Annotated in this window: 17 protein-coding genes; 14 read left to right on the plus strand and 3 right to left on the minus strand. The window is 70.8% G+C overall.

Annotated elements, in window-relative coordinates:
• Positions 1 to 63 precede the first annotated feature (63 nt).
• Complete coding sequence (locus ICC28_RS25925; RefSeq protein ID WP_188291116.1) at positions 64 to 1833, plus strand: FAD-dependent oxidoreductase; 1770 nt, start codon at positions 64 to 66, stop codon at positions 1831 to 1833.
• A gap of 232 nt (positions 1834 to 2065) precedes the next feature.
• Here ICC28_RS25925 and ICC28_RS25930 read toward each other — a convergent pair whose 3' ends face one another.
• The gene (locus tag ICC28_RS25930) at positions 2066 to 3352 is read right to left on the minus strand and encodes a cytochrome P450 (RefSeq protein ID WP_188291117.1); all 1287 of its coding nucleotides are present in this window, start codon (positions 3350 to 3352) and stop codon (positions 2066 to 2068) included.
• A gap of 17 nt (positions 3353 to 3369) precedes the next feature.
• Positions 3370 to 4698, minus strand: a complete 1329-nt coding sequence (locus tag ICC28_RS25935; protein ID WP_223189503.1) for a glutamine synthetase family protein — start codon at positions 4696 to 4698, stop codon at positions 3370 to 3372.
• Positions 4699 to 5053: 355 nt separating this feature from the next.
• Between ICC28_RS25935 and ICC28_RS25940 the strand changes: the two genes are divergently transcribed.
• From ICC28_RS25940 to ICC28_RS26000, 13 genes are all read left to right on the plus strand, one after another.
• The gene (locus ICC28_RS25940; protein ID WP_188291119.1) at positions 5054 to 5242 is read left to right on the plus strand and encodes a ferredoxin; all 189 of its coding nucleotides are present in this window, start codon (positions 5054 to 5056) and stop codon (positions 5240 to 5242) included.
• Between the two features lie 2 nt (positions 5243 to 5244).
• Entirely contained in the window at positions 5245 to 6465 is a 1221-nt protein-coding gene (locus ICC28_RS25945) for an NAD(P)/FAD-dependent oxidoreductase (RefSeq protein ID WP_188291120.1), read from the plus strand.
• A 1-nt stretch (position 6466) separates the two neighbouring features.
• Complete coding sequence (locus tag ICC28_RS25950; protein WP_188291121.1) at positions 6467 to 7273, plus strand: acetoacetate decarboxylase family protein; 807 nt, start codon at positions 6467 to 6469, stop codon at positions 7271 to 7273.
• A gap of 34 nt (positions 7274 to 7307) precedes the next feature.
• On the plus strand, positions 7308 to 8771 hold the full coding sequence (locus tag ICC28_RS25955) for an aldehyde dehydrogenase (RefSeq protein ID WP_188291122.1): 1464 nt from the start codon (positions 7308 to 7310) through the stop codon (positions 8769 to 8771).
• Complete coding sequence (locus ICC28_RS25960) at positions 8764 to 9684, plus strand: 3,4-dihydroxyphenylacetate 2,3-dioxygenase (protein ID WP_188291123.1); 921 nt, start codon at positions 8764 to 8766, stop codon at positions 9682 to 9684. The genes ICC28_RS25955 and ICC28_RS25960 overlap by 8 nt, the downstream gene beginning before the upstream one ends.
• Positions 9677 to 10522, plus strand: a complete 846-nt coding sequence (locus ICC28_RS25965; RefSeq protein WP_188291124.1) for a fumarylacetoacetate hydrolase family protein — start codon at positions 9677 to 9679, stop codon at positions 10520 to 10522. Before ICC28_RS25960 ends, ICC28_RS25965 begins: the two co-directional genes overlap by 8 nt.
• A 48-nt stretch (positions 10523 to 10570) precedes the next feature.
• Positions 10571 to 11173: a TetR/AcrR family transcriptional regulator gene (locus tag ICC28_RS25970; RefSeq protein ID WP_188291125.1), complete on the plus strand. Its 603-nt coding sequence runs from the start codon at positions 10571 to 10573 to the stop codon at positions 11171 to 11173.
• Positions 11174 to 11401: 228 nt separating this feature from the next.
• Entirely contained in the window at positions 11402 to 12598 is a 1197-nt protein-coding gene (locus tag ICC28_RS25975; protein ID WP_188291126.1) for a cytochrome P450, read from the plus strand.
• 33 nt (positions 12599 to 12631) lie between these two features.
• Complete coding sequence (locus ICC28_RS25980) at positions 12632 to 12844, plus strand: ferredoxin (protein ID WP_188291127.1); 213 nt, start codon at positions 12632 to 12634, stop codon at positions 12842 to 12844.
• A 170-nt stretch (positions 12845 to 13014) separates the two neighbouring features.
• The gene (locus ICC28_RS25985; RefSeq protein ID WP_188291128.1) at positions 13015 to 14472 is read left to right on the plus strand and encodes an APC family permease; all 1458 of its coding nucleotides are present in this window, start codon (positions 13015 to 13017) and stop codon (positions 14470 to 14472) included.
• 107 nt (positions 14473 to 14579) lie between these two features.
• Entirely contained in the window at positions 14580 to 16070 is a 1491-nt protein-coding gene (locus ICC28_RS25990) for an aldehyde dehydrogenase (protein ID WP_188291129.1), read from the plus strand.
• On the plus strand, positions 16067 to 16789 hold the full coding sequence (locus tag ICC28_RS25995) for a gamma-glutamyl-gamma-aminobutyrate hydrolase family protein (RefSeq protein ID WP_317454100.1): 723 nt from the start codon (positions 16067 to 16069) through the stop codon (positions 16787 to 16789). Before ICC28_RS25990 ends, ICC28_RS25995 begins: the two co-directional genes overlap by 4 nt.
• A 39-nt stretch (positions 16790 to 16828) precedes the next feature.
• Entirely contained in the window at positions 16829 to 17734 is a 906-nt protein-coding gene (locus ICC28_RS26000) for a hypothetical protein (RefSeq protein WP_188291130.1), read from the plus strand.
• A gap of 89 nt (positions 17735 to 17823) precedes the next feature.
• Here ICC28_RS26000 and ICC28_RS26005 read toward each other — a convergent pair whose 3' ends face one another.
• Positions 17824 to 18672: a bifunctional methylenetetrahydrofolate dehydrogenase/methenyltetrahydrofolate cyclohydrolase gene (locus ICC28_RS26005; protein ID WP_188291131.1), complete on the minus strand. Its 849-nt coding sequence runs from the start codon at positions 18670 to 18672 to the stop codon at positions 17824 to 17826.
• Between the last annotated feature and the right edge of the window lie 15 nt (positions 18673 to 18687).

The raw sequence follows: 18687 nt of genomic DNA on the forward strand, positions 1-18687 counted from the left end.
CGGACGCCGCACAGCACGCAGTCCCCCTGACGTGTTTCACACAGCTTCCCGGAGTCAGCCAGCATGAGCACGCCTGAGAAGTACGACACCGACGTCCTGGTCATCGGCAGCGGACCCGCCGGCGGCACCGCGGCCCTGCTGCTGGCGACCTACGGTGTGCGCACCCACCTGGTCACCAAGTACGGATGGCTGGCCGACACACCACGCGCCCACATCACCAACCAGCGTGCCATGGAGGTCTTCCGTGATCTCGGGATCGAGCAGGAGGCACTGGACAAGGGCACACCGAGCCGCCTGATGGGCGACACCGTCTTCGCCACCTCACTCCTGGGCGACGAGATCGGCCGCATCCGCACCTGGGGCACCGGCGACGAAAGCCTCACCGAGTACGCCTCGCAGAGCCCCTGCGGGATGATCGACCTCCCGCAGACCTACCTGGAGCCCATCCTTCTGGCCAACGCCGCCAAGCGCGGAGCCGTGGTCCGGCTCAACACCGAGCTCGTCGACTTCGAGCAGGACGCGGACGGAGTGACCGCGCGCCTGCGCGACCGGCCGAGCGGCACTGAACACACCGTCCGCGCCCGTTACATGATCGGCGCCGACGGCGGTCGCAGCATCGTCGCGGACAAGCTCGGTCTGCCGATGGAAGGGCAGATGGGCAAGGCCGGCAGCATGAACATCGTCTTCCGGGCCGACCTCACGCAGTATGTCGAGCACCGGCCCAGCGTCCTGTACTGGATCATGCGCCCGGGCGCCGATGTCGGCGGGATCGGGATGGGCCTGCTGCGGATGGTGCGGCCCTGGAACGAGTGGCTCATCGTCTGGGGCTACGACATCGACAACCCCCCGCCGAAGGTCACCGACGAAGCGGCGGCAGCGATCGTCCGTGACCTCGTGGGCGACGACGAACTCGACGTACAGATCGACAGCGCCTCCCTGTGGACGGTCAACCACGCGTATGCGACCCGGCTGCACGCCGGACGCGTCTTCTGCGCGGGGGACGCCGTCCACCGGCACCCGCCGTCCAACGGCCTCGGCTCCAACACATCCGTCCAGGACTCCTACAACCTGGCATGGAAGCTGGCGGCCGTTCTCCAGGGACATGCCGGGCCCGAGCTGCTGGACACCTACTCCGACGAGCGTGCCCCGGTCGCGAAGCAGATCGTCGAACGCGCGAACCTCTCCCGGGACCAGTTCCTGCCCCTGTTCGAGGCGCTCGGCGTCGTCGGCGGAGACGAGGAGGGCATCACCAAGGCCCTGCACGCGGCACGGCAACCGGACGTCGAGGGGGCGCAGAAGCGGCGGGCCATCCGCGAGGCGATCGAGCTGAAGCACTACGAGTTCAACGCCCACGGCGTCGAGCACAACCAGCGCTATCAGTCGGCCGCCGTCATCCCCGACGGCACCACGGAGACGATGTCCCGCGACGGCGAACTCTTCGGACACCCGACCTCCCGCCCCGGCGCGAAGCTGCCGCACGCCTGGCTCGTCGATCCGAACGGCAGGCGGATCTCGACGCTCGACCTCGTCGGCAAAGGCAGGTTCTCCGTCCTGACCGGCCTGGCCGGCACCCCATGGGCCGACGCCGCCGACACCCTGGCCAAGGAACTGGCCCTGGACCTGCGCGGCGTCGTCATCGACCGCGACGCGCACGACGCGTACGGCGAGTGGAGCCGCCGCGCGCAGATCGAGGAGGAGGGTGTGCTGCTGATCCGCCCCGACGGGTACGTGGCCTGGCGCCGGCCGAGCGGAGCCGCCGACACCACCGAGGCGACCCGGCTGCTGCGGGAAGCACTGACCACGGTGCTCTGCCGGCCTGCTCGGGCTCGCTGACCCGTGAACAGGCCGAGCAGGCACCGCAGGCCGGCACGTCCGCCACCTCGCCGCACATCTGGTGGGCGAGTTCCGATGATGCGCGCGGACACATCATCGGAACTGCTGCAGCCAGAGGCTGCTCACCGTGGACAGCCCGCTCGGCACTGCGGGACGGCGGCCTCTGCCATGGCCCCGTCCTCCTCGGCCTCCCGGGCCCAGCGGATCACGGCCGGCAGATCGGGGCAGGCGGTCAGGCGGGGGTGACCTCGACCGGCAGCCTCTTGATGCCGTTGACGAAGTTGGAGCGTACGCGCGGGACTTCGCCGGTCAGACGGATGTCGGCGATCCTCGGGATGAGCTCCTCGAACATGATGCGGATCTCGGTGCGGGCGAGCAGGTTGCCCAGGCACAGGTGCGGGCTGCCCTTGCCGAAGGTCACGTGGTCGTTGTCGGTGCGGGTGACGTCGAAGTCGTACGGGTTGCCGAAGACCTCCTCGTCGCGGTTGCCGGAGGCGTACCACATGACGACCTTGTCGCCCTCCTTGATGCGTTTGCCGCCGAGTTCGACGTCACGGGTCGCCGTGCGGCGGAAGTGGTAGACGGGGGAGGCCCAGCGCAGGAACTCCTCCACCGCCGCCGGGATCAGGGACGGGTCCTCCTGAAGCCGGGCCAGCTGCTCGGGGTGCTGGAGCAGGGCCAGCATGGAGTGGGTGATGGTGTGGCGGGTGGTCTCGTTGCCGGCCACGACGAGGAGCAGGAAGTAGTTGTCGAAGTCCTGCGGCGAGAGCGGCACGCCGTCCTTCGGGACGGTGTTCACCAGCCTGGAGACCAGGTCGGTGCCGTCGCCGCCGCGCCGCTGTCGGGCCAGCTCACGGCCGTACTCGAAGACCTCCAGCGAGGCGGGGGAGCGGAAGGGCAGGTGGCGGTACTGCTCGCTCTCCGCGCTGTGCAGCAGGACGTCGGCGTAGTCGGGGTCGGTGTTGCCGATGATGCGGTTGCCCCAGTCGATGAGCTGCTGGTTGTCCTCCGGCGGTACGTCGAGGAGGCGGGCGAGGACGTTGATGGGGAAGTCGGCGGAGACCTCCTTGACGAAGTCGAAGGTCCCCTTGGCGAGGGCCGCGTCCAGCGTGGTGGCGGTCAGGCCGCGCAGGAAGTCGGTGTAGCTGCCGATGACGCTCGCGCCGAACTGGCGCTGGAGCAGACTGCGCAGGGCGCGGTGTCGTATGCCGTCCAGTTCGAGGATGGAGGCACGTGTCTTGATCTGGTCGTCGTCGACTTCTTCGAGGTTGACGAACTTCATCGAGGTGAAGGTCTCGGCGTCGCGGTCGACGCGGGCGATGTCGGCATGCCGGGTCACCGCCCAGAAGCCGGAGTTGGGGGCCTCCTCGGGCTGCCAGTGCACCGGGTCCTGGTGGCGCAGGGTGTGGAACATCCGCCACGGGGTGATGCCGTCTGTGAAGTTGTCCAGGTCGGCGAGGTTGACGTCCGCCAGCGGCATCGGCTCGTGCACGGCGGCGGTCGGGGTCTCGGTCGTCATCGCATGGCTCCCAGTCGTCACAGGTGGTAGGCGTACTCGGTGAACTCCCAGTCGGTGACGTGCCGTTGGAAGCGTTCGATCTCGTTGCGCTTGTAGGAGATGAAGGAGTCGGTGAAGTCCTTGCCGAGGACGTCGGTCAGTTCCGTGTCCGCTTCCAGAGCGTCCAGCGCGGCCGGCAGGCTCATGGGCAGCACGGCCGCCCTGGCGGTGTCGTAGCCGTACCCCTCCAAGGGGGCGGGGGGCTCCTCGCCGGTCAGAACCCCGAGCAGCGCGGCGGCGACCGTGCCCGCGATCAGCAGGTACGGGTTGGCACTGGCGTCACCGAGGCGCAGTTCGAACCGGGCTGCGGAGCCGCGCTCGGGCGGGATGCGGACCATGGCGCTGCGGTTGTCCAGGCCCCAGTCGATCAGCCAGGGCGCGAGGGTGTCCGGGCCGAAACGCTTGTAGGAGTTCACCGTCGGGTTGGCCAGTGCGGCCAGGGCCGGGGCGTGGGCAAGGATGCCGGCGACGGCGTGGCGGGCAGTGGCGGACAGCCCGTACGGCCCGGCGGGATCGTCGAAGGCGTTGCCGGCGCCTTCCTCGTCGGCGCTGTCGCATGACAGGTGGAGGTGGAAACCGGAGCCGCCGGCGTCGTTGAACGGCTTGGCCATGAAGCTGGCGAGTCTCCCCTCCTTCCGGGCCAGCTCCTTGATCGCGGCCTTGAAGCGGAAGGCGCGGTCCGCGGCGGACAGGGCGTCGGAGTGGGTGAGGTTGATCTCGAACTGGCCGCCGTCGAACTCGTGGTTTCCGCTGGACACGCCGATGTTCATGTCCCGCAGCAGACGCAGCGTGCGCAGCAGGTGGTTGTCGCCGTCGGCGCGCAGACCTGCCGTGTAGACGACGCCGGAGGCGCCCGAGTAGCGCTTCCATCCGCTCGGGGAGGCCGGGTCCTCGTCGCAGAGGAAGTATTCGAGCTCGGGGCCGACCACCGGTCGCAGGCCGTGTTCGGCACACCGGGCGAGGACGGTGCGCAGCAGATCGCGGGGTGACTCCGGTGCGGGCAGGCCGGTGGCCGGGTCGGTGACGTCGGCGAGGCAGGAGGCGACGCCCGGTTCCCAGGGGAGGGGGACCAGGGTGTCCAGGTCCGGTCGCACGGTGATGTCGGGCAGGCCGGCGTCGAGACCGCCGGAGACGGGGACCACGTCGCCCTGCGGGCTGGTGTGGTAGACGGCCCGGCAGAAGGCCAGGCCGTGGTCGCACGCCGACGGCAGGTGCTCCAGCAGGATGTCGCGTGCACGGTCGGTGCCGATGAGGTCGGGATAGGTCACGCGCACCATGTCGATGCCCTCGGCGGCGAGCCGCTGCATGTGCTGACGGAGGCTGGGGGTTGGGGCTGCGCTCACCGATGTCTCCTCGGGCGCTAGGGGTGTGGAACGTGAGGGGAGGCAGAGGGCCGGTACGGGTGGGGGCGCGGCGTACGGCGGCTTGTTTGAGGCCAAACGGTATGAGCGCTGGGGGCGCCCCGCAAGAGGGGTAGGAGAAAAAATTATCCGCATGGATAGGTATTGACCAGGGGCAGGCGGCTTCCTATGTTGTTTGAAGCCAAATGAGTACGGGTCCGGTCAGCCGCCGGACCCTTGGCCGGGGCCCGGTCGACCACGGCCGGGCCCCTCTTCCTCCCCTCACCCCCGCCCCGACGCCCTCACTTCAGGAGGACCGGCCATGAAGGTCGTCGTCGACATGAACAAGTGCCAGGACCACGGCCAGTGCGTCTTCGCCACCCCCGAAGTCTTCTCCATGGACGACAGCGGCCACCTGGCCTACGTCCCCGACCCCGACGACGCGCTGCGCGACGAGGTCGAGGAAGCCGCCGACGTGTGTCCGCTCCAGGCCATCCGTCTCGAGGGCTGACGATGAACGCACGCATCGTCGTGGCCGGAGCCTCCATGGCCGGCCTGCGCGCGGCCGAGCAACTGCGGGCCGCCGGCTGGACCGGAGCCATCACACTCGTCGGTGACGAGCCGCACATGCCCTACAACCGCCCGCCCCTGTCCAAGGAGGTCCTGGCCGGCAAGGCCGCCTTCGAGTCGCTCTCCTTCCGCCCGCGGGCGAGCGTGGCCGACGCGCAGTGGCGGCTGGGCACCAAGGTCGTCGCCGCGCGGCTCGCGGAGAACATCGTCGAGCTCGACGACGGCGAGGCACTCTCGTACGACGGTCTGGTCGTCGCCACCGGAATGCGGCCCCGGCGCCTGCGCTGCCCCGGCCCGCCCGCCGGCCGGCACACGGTCCGCACCATCGACGACGCGCAGGGCCTGCGGCAGGCCCTGACCCGGCCCGGAACCCGGGTGGTCGTCGTCGGAGGCGGCTTCATCGGCTGCGAGGTCGCGGCCACCGCCGTAGCCCTGGGCGCCCGCGAGGTGACCGTCGTCGACCCGCTGCCCCTGCCGATGGTCGGCCCCCTCGGCGAACTCCTCGCCAAGGCCTTGCTGAGGCGCCACGAAGAGCGCGGTGTGCGCTTCGCCCTCGGCACGGGCGTGACCGGCTTCACCGGCGACGACCACGTCACCGGCGTCGCCCTCGCCGACGGCACCGTCCTGCCCGCCGACGTGGTGGTCGAGTCGGTCGGCTCGGTCGCCAACACCGAATGGCTGGCCGGCAACGGCCTCGACCTGAGCGACGGCGTGCTCACCGACGAGCACCTGCGCGCCGGCGGACGGCCCGACGTGGTGGCCGTCGGCGACGTCGCCCGCTTCCCCAACGCCCGCTACGACGGCGTACCGCGCCGTGTGGAGCACTGGTGCATCCCCACGGACACCGCCAAGCACGCCGCGAAGACCCTCGTAGCCCACCTGACCGGCGCCGACCACGACCTGTCCCCGTTCGCGCCGCTGCCCACCTTCTGGAGCGACCAGCACGACTTCCGTCTGCAGTCCTTCGGGGCACCGGTACTCGGCAAGGAGGACGTGCGCGTACTCGAAGGCGACCTGGACGGTGACGTCGTCGTCGGCTACCACGCCGGCGGCCGGCTGGCCGGTGTCGTCGCCCTGGGCGGTCAGGCCGCGGCGGCCGCCGCCTCCCGCTACCGCGCCGAACTGCTCCAGCAGCCCGCCCTCACCACCCAAGGACTTTGCTGACATGACCACCGTCCGTGGATTCTTCTTCCCCAAGACGGCGAGCGGAGCCTCGTCGCTGGTCCCCTCACCGCCCTGGCGGTACTCCGGTGACCTGCTCACCGTCGAGTACCGCACCGACCCGGCACGGGTGCGGGAACTGCTGCCCGAACCGCTGGAGTTGGCGGACGAGGACCCCGGCGCGGTCGCGCTGATCTGGGCCGACTGGCAGTCCTGCTCGGCGTCCGGCGCCGAGCTGCTCGACCCGGTCCTCTCCCAGTACAAGGAGGCCTTCGCGGTCGTCCGCTGCAAGTACCGGGGACAGACCTACTCGCGCTGCGTCTACATCTGGGTCGACAAGGACTTCGCCGTCGCGCGCGGCCTGCACCAGGGCTACCCGAAGAAGCTCGGCTCGATCCACCAGACCCGCCCGCACCCGTACGGCCCCTCGCCGCGCATCGAGGCGGGGGCCCGTTTCGGTGCCACGCTCGCCGCCGCCGACCGGCGCCTGGCCCACACCGTGGTCACCCTGCGCGAGCCGTCGGAGACGAACGGCTTCGTCAACGCCCACCCGATGGCCCATCACCGCTGGCTGCCCTCCATCGAGAAGGGCAAGGGCCTCGCCCTGGACGAGCTGATCGAGTCGGGCGCCGCGTCCTTCGAGGCGGGACAGGCCTGGCGCGGCGACGCCGAGCTGGAGCTGTTCGAGGCGCCCACCGAAGAACTGGCCCGCCTGGAGATCCGTGAGCCGATCGCCGCCTACTACCGCCAGGTCGGCGTCGTCTGGGACGGCGGCCGACTGCTGGAATCCGGCACCTCCGGCGCCGAGTAGACCCCACCACGTCGTGAGACCGGAGGAACAGAGCATGAGCGAACACACCATCACCGTGGCCGGGGTCGCCGTCGACACCCGGCACTGGATCGGCGGCGAGCGCGTCGCCTCCACCCAGACGTTCGAGGACGTCTCGCCCATCGACGGCGACACGATCGGCCACATCTCCCGGGGCACGGCCATGGAGGCGGCCGCCGCCGTGGCCGCCGCGAAGGCCGCCTTCCCCGCCTGGGCGGCCACCTCCCGCGCGGAACGCGCCCGCATCCTGCACGCGATCGCCGACGGGGTCGAGAAGCGGATCGAAGAACTCGCCATCGTCGAGACCACCGACAACGGCGCCCTGCTGCGCTCCCACCGCCGCGGCGTGATGCCGCGGGTCGCCCACAACTTCCGCTTCTTCGCCGACTGGCTGCTGACGCTGGAGCACGAGGACTTCGAGACGCGCGGCCACACCAACCACGTCACCTGGGACCCGGCCGGCCCCTGCCTCCTGATCACGCCGTGGAACGCCCCGCTGATGCTGGCCACCTGGAAGGTCGCCCCGGCGCTGGCCGCCGGGAACACGGTGGTGCTGAAGCCCGCCGAGTGGTCGCCGCTGACCGCCTCCCTGCTGGCCGACATCGCCGCCGAGGCCGGGCTCCCGGCCGGTGTCCTCAACGTCGTCCAGGGCCACGGCTCCGAGATCGGCGACGCGCTGACCTCGCACCCGGACGTGCGCCGCATCAGCTTCACCGGCTCGGTGCCCACGGCCAGGCGCATCGCGGAATCGGCGGCCGCGAACCTCACGCCCCTGAGTCTCGAACTGGGCGGCAATTCACCGCTGTTGGTGTTCGCCGACGCGGACCTGGACCTCGCCGTCGACCTGGCGGTGGAGCAGTACGACAACGCCGGCCAGGTGTGCCTGGCGGGCACCCGGCTGCTGGTCGAAGAGTCGGTTGCCGAGGAGTTCACGCGCCGGTTCGTCGAGAAGGCGAGCGCGCTGAAGCAGGGCGACCCGCGCGACGAGGCCACCGACATCGGGCCCAACATCCACCCCCGCCAGCTGGAGAAGATCGACGGCTTCGTGCAGCGGGCCGTGGCGGCCGGGGCCCGCGCGGTGATCGGCGGGCACCGGGGGGACGGCCAGTACTACGCGCCCACCCTGCTCACCGATGTCGACCAGGATGCGGAGATCGTGCAGGAGGAGGTCTTCGGCCCGGTCCTGACGCTGCAGACCTTCGCCGACGAGGACGAGGCCGTCCGGCTGGCCAACGGCACCCGCTTCGCTCTGGCCGCCACCGTCGCCACCGGCGACCCCGAGCGCGCCGAACGCGTCACCGCACGGCTCGTCGCGGGCACGGTCTGGGTCAACTGCTTCTTCGTCCGCGACCTCCAGGCCCCCTTCGGTGGCTCCCGCCAGTCCGGGGTGGGCCGCGAGGGCGGCACCTGGAGCTTCGACTTCTACTGCGACCTCAAGAACACCGTGACCGCACCGAACGGATGGACCCACCATGGGTGAGATCGTCGGGGCGGGCCTCCTCGCCCACGTCCCCACCATCGTGCTGCCCGAGGAGACCCGGCTGGAACTCAACGAGGGCAAGGAGATCACCCTCGTCACGGGCCTGAACCAGCTCCGGAAGGACGTCTTCGAGCGGGACGACTACGACACCGTCGTGGTCCTCGACTCGCACTGGGCGACCACGGTCGAGTTCGTGGTCACCGCACAGACGCGGCGGGCGGGCCTGTTCACCTCCGAGGAGCTGCCGCGCGGGATGTGCCGGATGCCGTACGACTTCCCCGGAGATCCCGAACTGGCCCGCAACATCGAGAACTTCGCGGACAAGCACGCCACCTGGATCACCGCGATCGACGACGAGTACCTGCCGATCTACTACGCCACCGTCAACCTCTGGAAGTTCCTCGGCGAGGGCCTGCCCGACAAGCGGTGGGTGACCATCGGGGTCTGCCAGACCGGCGACATGGAGGACCACCTGCGGCTCGGCCGCGCCCTGGCGGACGGTATCGCCGCCACCCCGGGGCGGCGCGTGCTGCTGATCGCCTCCGGAGCCCTGTCGCACACGTTCTGGCCGCTCAGGGAACTGCGCGAGCACGAGGCCAGCGACCCGGTGCACATCTTCACACCCGAGGCGCGCGAGGCCGACCACGAGCGGATCGCCTGGTTCAAGGAGGGCCGCCACGATCGGGTCCTGGACACCATGGACGAGTTCTGGAAGTACAGGCCGGAGGCGAAGTTCTTCCACTACCTGATGATGGCCGGCGCCCTCGGCGAGCGTGCCTGCGTCGCCAGGGCCCGTCAGTACGGCGAGTACGAGAACTCGATCGGCACCGGCCAGGTCCACCTCTGGTTCGACCGCCCCGAGGGCGGCTGGACCGCATCCCCCACCCCCGTACAGGAGTCCGCCCATGCCTGAGTACCGCCGCATCCTGCTCGACGGCGCCGCAGTCCAGGTCACCGTCGACGGCGACGAGCTGGTCGCCGGGGACGGGCGCCGCGTCAGGACCGAGGACGCCCGGCACCTGCCTCCGGTCGTCCCCTCCAAGGTGATCGCCGTCCACCTCAACCACCGCAGCCGTGTCGAGGAGTTCCGGATCGACCTCCCCGACACCCCCACCTACTTCCACAAGCCGACCTCGGCCCTCAACTCCCACCAGGGCGCCGTCGTCCGCCCCGAGGGCTGCAAGTGGCTCAACTACGAGGGCGAGGTCGCCATCGTCATCGGGAGGACCGCGCGCAACATCTCCCCGGCCGAAGCGGGCGAGTACATCGCCGGCTACACCGTCGCCAACGACTACGGACTGCACGACTTCCGCGACACCGACGCCGGCTCCATGCTCCGCGTCAAGGGCTCCGACACCCTCTGCCCGCTCGGCCCCGGCCTGGTCACCGACTGGGACTTCCACGGCAAGAGTCTGCGCACCTACGTCAACGGCGAGGTCGTCCAGGACGGTTCGACCGACGAGATGAAGTGGGACATGCACTACCTCGTCGCCGACATCGCCCGCACCATCACCCTCCACCCCGGCGACGTACTCCTGTCCGGTACCCCCGCCAACTCCCGCCCCGTCCGGCCCGGTGACGTCGTCGAGGTCGAGGTGGAGGGCCTCGGGCGGCTCACCAACCACATCGTCACCGGCCCGACCCCCGTCCGTGCCGACGTCGGCGCCCAGCCCACCGAGTCGGAGGAGGTGCTGTCCACCGCGCTCGGCGGCGACTGGGAGTTCCGCGGCATCCGCCCGCCGAAGAGGTGACGCCCTGCGGCGGCCTGCCGGTCCCGGCGTACGGGTAGGGTCGCGCTCATGAGCGATTCCTCCGAGAAGCCCCCGGCCAGGCCCCGCAAGCGGGTGGACTACGGGACCGGCCGTGAGGCCCTGCTCAACGCGGCCGTGCGCGTGGTGGCCCGGGGCGGGCTGCGCAAGCTCACCTATCGCGCCGTCGCGGAGGAGGCGGGTGTCACGCACGGGCTCGTGGTGCACCACTTCGGTTCCCGGGACGCACTCATCGAGGCAGCCCTCGAACACGCGGTGCGCACCAGCGCGAGTACGAGTTCCCTGGAACCGGGCACGGGCGACATCGCCGACTTCGCGGCGGGGCTGGCGGACATGGTCACCCGCGAGCCGGCCCTGCAGACGTTCCAGTACGAGCTCATGCTCGAGTCCCGGCGCAGGCCCGAGCTGCTGCCGCAGATCCGCGCGCTGTACGACGAGTACTTCCAGGCCACGGAAAGGGAGCTGTCCCGCAGCCTGCCCGAAGGCACCAGCCCTGCCCTGACCCGGCTTGTGTTCGCCGCCCTGGAAGGCCTCGTACTGCATCAGCTGGTCCTCGACGAGCCGGACGTCACCGAGGCCGCGCTGAAGGAGCTGCGGTCATTGCTGACCCGGAAGCCCGGAGCGGCCGAGTAGCCGCCCATGTCGTTGTCCCTGCCGTAACAGCAGATCAGGACGAGTCCCCGTCGCCCGGCGACGGGGACTCGCCTGTTTCCGGCGGCGTAAAGAGTTGATTACCCGCCCGCGAAGTATTGACGAAATTATCCGAGTGGATAATTCTCGCGGTGTAGGCCCACTGGCCGCCTCCCCTTCGCCACTCCCGGCTTCCCTCCGCCTCGCGCCCGATACGAGGAGTGCCTCGCCATGACCGTCACCACCGCCGGACCCGCGTCCGCCGCCGAGGACCTGCTGCCCTTCCGTGACCCCGGCTTCCGTGCGGACCCGTACCCGTACTATGCGCGGCTGCGGCAGGAGCACCCGGTCTACCGGCATCCGCTCGGCCTGTACGTCGTCTCCCGCTACGAGGACGTCGCCCGGCTGATCCGCAACCCCACCCTGAGCGTGCAGCAGCTCGACTTCGGTCCGGCCGCCCCGATCCACCACACCATGCTCGGCAAGGACGCCCCCGACCACACACGGCTGCGGCGGATCACCAACCGCTGGTTCACGCCCAGGGCCGTCGAGGAGTGGTCCAAGGTGATGCGCGCCTCCGTGGAGGCCGTGCTCGACGAGGTCGAGAAGGGGGACGGCACCCTGGACGCTGCCGAGGGCCTCTCCCTGAAGTGCACCTTCGAGACGACCTGCCACATCTTCGGCATCGAGCCGACCGAGATGGACACCATCCAGCACAAGACCTACGAGATCGGGCTGAGCCTCGGCCCCGGCGGCAACGACGAGGAGGCCCGCGCCACCACGGAGGCGTTCGCCTGGTTCGCCGAGCACATCCGCCGGCTGGTGGCCGACAAGCGCGCCCACCCCGGTGAGGGGCTGATCGACGCCTTCATCGCCGCGCAGGACGAGGGCAGGATGACCGAGGAAGAAGTCGTCTACACGATCTTCCTGTTCTTCGCCGTGGGCCACCTCGACGTCAAGCACCTGATCAACCACGGCATCTGGCTGATGGCGCGGCGGCCCGAGATCTTCGCCGCCTATCGCGACGAGCCGGAGGCGCGGCCGGGCATCATCAACGAGATCCTGCGCATCGACACGCCCGAGTCGATGGTGGTGCGCCTGACCACGCAGGACACGGTCATCGGCGACACCACCGTGCCGGCCGGTGAGGCGCTGGCCCTGCTCATCGCCTCCGCCAACCGCGACCCCGAGGTCTTCGTCGACCCCGACACCTTCGACCACACCCGCCCGGTCGCCGCCGGCCAGCACCTGGCGTTCGGCTCCGGCATGCACGGCTGCGCCGGCCAGGTCCTGGCCCGCGCCGAGGCCGACACCGTCTTCGGCTCGATCGTCAACCGGTTCTCCGGTGTCGAGTTGGCGGGCGAGCCCGCCTACGCCCATACCGAGTTCCTGCGCACGATCACGCGCCTCCCCGTCCGTTTCCTCTGATCCCCCGACCCCTTTCGAGAGGCAGGACCCGTCATGAAGGTCGAAGTCGATCTCAACAAGTGCCAGGACCACGGCCAGTGCGTGTACGCGGCCCCCGACCTGTTCGCCCTGGACGACGAGGGGCGCCTGTCCCTGCGGTCGCGGGCGACCGACGTCTACGTGGCCGACGTGGACGAGGAGAGCGCCGAGGAACTGCACGAGGCCGCCGAGGTCTGTCCACTGCAGGCCATCACGGTGCACGAGTAGAGACGGGAACCCCGTCCGCCGCCTGAATCACGGTCCTGTAAAGACCTCCGCGTCCGCAAAGGATCTCACTGCAACCCCTTGCCAAACGGATAGTTCAAGCCCACGATGAGGCAACTCGTTTGGCCTAAAACAAAACTCCGCCCCTCCCCGTTCCCCGGCAGGTGATTCGAGTGGACAGTCGGACCGCGGTCGCCACGCAGACCGCTCATGACGCATCCATGGCAGGCAGACTCAAGCCCAACTCCCTCGGTGTCCTCGGCATCCTCTTCTTCGTCCTCTCCGCCCAGGCGCCGCTGACCGGCATCGCCGGTGCCGTGCCCATCGCCATCGCCATCGGCAATGGCGCCGGCGCTCCGGCCGCCTATCTCGCGGCCGGCGTCATCGTCCTGCTGTTCTCCGTGGGCTTCGTCGCCATGGGCCGCCACGTCGTGGACGCCGGCGCCTTCTACACGTACATCGGCAAAGGGCTCGGCCGCTCGACCGGCTCCGGCAGCGCCGCCGTCGCACTCTTCGCCTACTGCGCCGTCCAGGCGTGCATGTACGGGCTGTACGGAAGCATCATGAGCGGCCTTGTCGAGTACCACACCGGGGCCCACGTCGCGTGGTGGGTCTGGGCCCTCGTCACCATGGCGATCGTGCAGGTGCTCGGCGCCTCCGGCATCGAGATGGGCGCCAGGATCCTCGCCGTCTTCGTGCTGGCCGAGTTCAGCATCCTGATCGTCTTCGCCCTCGTGACCCTCTTCAAGGGCGGCGGCCCCGAGGGGCTCGGCCTCACGGACAGCTTCTCGCCGTCCGCCGCGCTCCAGGGCGCGCCCGGCGTGGCGCTGATGTTCGCCGTGGCGTCGATGTTCGGCTTCGAGGCCACCGCCATCTACGGCGAGGAGGCCCGCGCACCCCACAAGACCGTCCCCCGGGCCACCTACCTGTCCGTCGCGGTGATCACCGGCTTCTTCGCCTTCACCTCGTGGATGCTGGTCTCCGCGCACGGCGCCTCCCGGGCCACGGTCGAGGCGGGCAGGGCGCTGGAGGGCGGTGACGGCGCGGCGTTCGTCTTCGCACCGATCGCCGGCCTGTTCGGCGGCTGGGTCAACGACGTGCTGCCGATCCTGCTGGCCACCTCCCTGTTCGCCGGCCTCCTGGCCTTCCACAACTCCGCCAACCGCTACCTGTTCTCGCTCGGCCGCGAAGGGCTTCTGCCACACGGACTGACCGCCGTCAACCGGCGTCACTCGCCCTGGGTGGCAGGCGCCGTCCAGACCGCGATCGCGGTGCTGCTCGTGATGCCCTTCGCGGTCCTGGGCAAGGACCCGGTGCTGACCCTCTTCTCCTGGTTCAGCGGGGTCGCCGTCCTCGGCATCATGCTGCTGTACTTCCTGACCTCGGTCTCGGTCGTCGTCTTCTTCCGCCGCTCGGGCGCCGACACCCGCCCCTGGAACACCCTGATCGCCCCCGTCCTGGGCGCGCTCGGCATCGCCGGAGCCATCTGGCTCATCATCGCCAACTTCACGACCCTCATCGGCGGCGACCGGACCACCGCCCTGTGGCTCCAGGCCACCGTTCCCGTGGTGCTGGTCCTCGGCGTCGTCGCCGCCCGGCTGACGCGGTCCAGGGCAGCGACCACCGACTGAGCACCGCGATCCCTCACCGATACGGCCGGAGCCGCGCCCCGGCCGTATCGGGCCTTGTCGAACCATGTGAGCCGTTTGTGACCGAACGAAACGGAGAGGGAGAGCGCGTGCTGAACGCCACCCATGAGGAACTGCTGCGCCGCGCCAAGGGACTCGATCTGCCCACGCAGCACCACATCGACGGCAAGGACGAGGCCGGTGACGGTGGATCGTTCGCCGTGGTCTCCCCGCGCGACGGCCAGACCCTGGTCCGGGTCGCCGACGCGGGGGAGGCGGAGGTCGATCTCGCCGTCGCGGCGGCGCGCCGCGCCTTCGACACGGGGCCGTGGCCGCACCTGGCGCCCGCCGAGCGGGGCCGGGTCCTGCTCAGGATCGCCGAGTTGCTGGAGGAGCGGCGCGAGGAACTGGCCCTGACCGTGAGCCTGGAGATGGGCAAACCCATCACGGACGCGTACGCCATCGAGCTGCGCGCCGCGATCAACACCTTCCGCTGGTACGGGCAGCTCGCCGACAAGCTCACCGACGAGTCCCCCCACACCGCCCCGGACTCACTCGCCCTGATCACCCGGGAGCCGACCGGTGTCGTCGGCGCCGTCGTGCCGTGGAACTTCCCGCTCACGTTGGCGAGCTGGAAAGTCGCTCCCGCGCTCGCCGCCGGCTGCACGGTCGTCCTGAAGCCGTCGGAGTGCTCTCCGCTGTCCGCCCTCCTCCTCGGCCGCGTCGCCACCGACGCCGGACTGCCCCCGGGTGTCCTCAACGTCGTGACCGGTGACGGGCCCGTGGCCGGCCGGGCACTCGGCCTCCACCCCGACGTCGACGTCCTGGCCTTCACCGGATCCACCGCCGTCGGCCGCCACTTCCTGCGCTACGCCGCCGACTCCAACCTCAAGCGGGTCTGGCTCGAACTCGGCGGCAAGTCACCGAACATCGTGCTGCCCGACGCCCCGGACCTGGAGAAGGCGGCGGCGACCGCGGCCTGGGGCATCTTCTTCAACCAGGGCGAGATGTGCACCGCGCCCTCCCGGCTGCTGGTCCACTCCTCCGTAGCCGACCAGGTCACGGAGGCCGTGGTGGCGCGGGCGCGCGAACTGCGGGTGGGCGACCCGCTCGATCCGGGCACCGAGATGGGCGCGCTGGTCGGCGACAGCCACCTCGGCAGGGTCCTGGAGCATGTCGCCTCCGGCCTGGACGAGGGCGCCCGGCTGCGCGTGGGCGGGGGCCGGGCCCTGGCCGAGACAGGCGGCAGCTACCTGCGGCCCACCGTGTTCGACCGGGTCGACCCCGGCATGCGGCTGGCCCGCGAAGAGATCTTCGGGCCCGTCCTGTCCGTCCTCGCCTTCGACGACCTCGACGAGGCGGTACGGCTCGCCAACGCCACCGAGTACGGCCTCGCCGCCGGCCTGTGGACCTCCGACCTGTCCACCGCCCACAAGGTCTCGCGTGCGCTGAAGGCCGGCACGGTCTGGGTCAACTGCTACGAGGAGGGCGACCTGACCGTCCCCTTCGGCGGCATGAAGCAGTCGGGCAACGGCCGCGACAAGTCCGCCCACGCCATCGAGAAGTACACCGAACTGAAGACCACCTGGATCCAGCTGTGACCCGTACGCACCCGCGACCCCTGATCGCGATTCCGGCCCGGTTCGCCGCCACCACGTCCGCGCTCCGCTACGCCGCCGAGGTCAACGCCCGCGCGCTGGTCGAGGCCGTGTGGCGGGCCGGGGGCGAGCCGGTGAGCATCCACCCCGCCGACCCGGCCGGAGCCGACGTGGCCGAGCGGCTCGCCCGCTTCGACGGTGTGCTCCTCCCGGGCGGCGGGGACCTGGCACCGCACCGCTACGGCGCCACCGACACCCATGACAGCGTCTATGACGTCGACGACCTCCAGGACGTGTTCGACCTCGAAGTGGCCCGGCGGGTCCTGGACTCGGGACTGCCCCTGCTCGCGATCTGCCGCGGGCTGCAGGTGGTGAACGTCGCCCTCGGCGGCACCCTGGAACAGGACATGGGCGGCGCGGACCGCGAACACCGGCACATCGTGCACCCGGTCGCGATCCAGCGCGGCACCCTGCTCGAACAGGCCGTCGGTGCAGAGAAGACGGAGGCCTCCTGCTACCACCACCAGCGCGTCGACCGCATCGGCGTCGGGCTCAAGGCCACCGCGCGGGCCGCCGACGGCACGGTGGAAGGGCTCGAACTGCCCGGACACCCGGGGTGGTGCACGGCGGTGCAATGGCACCCCGAGGACACCGCGGACCGGGACCCGGCCCAGCAGGGCCTGTTCGACGCACTGGTCCGGGCCGCCCACGACAGACACTGAACACGACAGACACCGAACACGACAGACATTGAAAAGGACATGGCTCTCTTCGGCCCCAGGCGACAGGCACCCCGCCTCGCCCCCGAACTCGACGACGTTCCGCTGGGCCGGGTGCTGAGAGGCATCGCCGCCGCCCGCGGCCCCGGGCCGCAGGACCTCGCCATCGCCCAAATGGAGCGGCTCCTGCGGGAGACCGGCGACGACTGGGACCGCCGCTGCCACCGTGTCGGCGTCCTCGCGCATGCCGCGCCCGCGCTGGCCCGGGGCTGGCGCGAGCGCCGGCCCCGCGACCCGGACGCCCTGGCGCTGGCCGCATGGTCGGAACTGGCGACCGATCCGCGGGGGACCCTGGCGCTCTGCCGGGTCGCCGCCGATGCCCGCCCCGCTGATCCGACCCCGTGGGTGGGTGCGCTGGCGGCGCTGCGGCTCCTGGGGCGGCCTAGTTCTGAACTGTCCCCCGTCTGGCAGGAGATACGCGCGCGTGATCCATGGCACCGGGAGGCGTACCTGCAGATCCTGGGCTACCTCTCCCCGGAGGAGCAGGGCAGCCAGACCGCGCTGCGGGACTTCCTCGACGATGCCGTCGCGGTCATGCCGTGGGACGCGCCGACGGTATGCCTTCCGCTGACGGCGGCTGTGCGGCAGTACCACCGCGAACGGAGCGGCGGAGGAGTCCAGGCGCTGGGGGTGAGCCGGTACTGGTCGCAGCCGCACACCGCACGGCTGTTGGACCAGGCCACCGCCTACTGGCCGCAACCCGGCCACCTGCGTCACGCGGCCGCCGTCGCGGACCTGGGAACCCTCGCCTACGCCCTGATCCGGGCGGGCCGCGGCGGTGATGCCGGCCCGGTCTTCTCCGCGGCCAGCGGGCTGGTGACGCCTTGGCCCTGGAGCTACGAGGGCGACCCGGTGGAGTGCTGGACCACCTACGCCGGCCGGGTGTAGGCGCGCGGGCGGCCCTCCAGCCGCCCGGCGACGCATGCGGAGTGGGGGCAGGACCGTTGCGCGGCCCGGCCCCCGAGCACTCCGTCGCGTCAGCCGCGCTCCGCGGCCTCGACGATGTTGGTCAGCAGCATGGCGCGGGTCATCGGCCCGACTCCGCCGACCGGCGGTGCGAGCGAGCCCGCGACCTGGCCGACGTCCGGGTGGACGTCGCCGAGGATGCCCTCGACGGTCCGGGTGATGCCCACGGACAGGACGGTGGCGCCCGGCTTGATCCAGTCGGGCTCGACCAGATGGGCCACGCCGGCCGCGGCCACCACCACGTCGGCGACGCGAGCGTGGGAGGCGGTGTCCTGGGTGGCCTCGTGGCACAGGGTCACCGTGGCGTGCTCGGTGCTGCGGGTCAGCATCAGGCCGAGCGGGCGGCCCACGGTGAGCCCACAGCCGATGACGCAGAACTGCTGTCCGGTGATGGGCACGTGATGGCGCCGCAGCAGGTCGATGATGCCGCGCGGGGTGCAGGGCAGCGGCCCCGGCATGCCCAGCACGAGTCGGCCCAGGTTGACCGGGTGGAGCCCGTCGGCGTCCTTGGCCGGGTCGATGAGCTCCAGCACGGCGTGCATGTCGATGTGGGGCGGCAGCGGCAGCTGGACGATGAAACCGGTGCAGGCCGGGTCGGCGTTGAGCTTGAGCACGGCGGCCTCGACATCGGCCTGGGTCGCCGTGCCGGGCAGCTCCACCCGGATCGACGCGATGCCGACCTCGGCGCAGTCGCGGTGCTTGCCGCCGACGTAGGAGCGGCTGGCGGGGTCGTCGCCGACCAGGATGGTGGCAAGGCCGGGAGCGATGCCCCGGCTCTTGAGCAGCCTCACCCGCTCGGCGAGTTCACGTTTGGTCTCGGCTGCCGCGGCCTTCCCGTCCAGCAGCGTCGCGGTGGTCATGTCGTACGAGTCCTC

Origin of the sequence: Streptomyces sp. TRM68416, assembly GCF_014596915.1 — a bacterium.
Classification (GTDB): Bacteria; Actinomycetota; Actinomycetes; order Streptomycetales; family Streptomycetaceae; genus Streptomyces.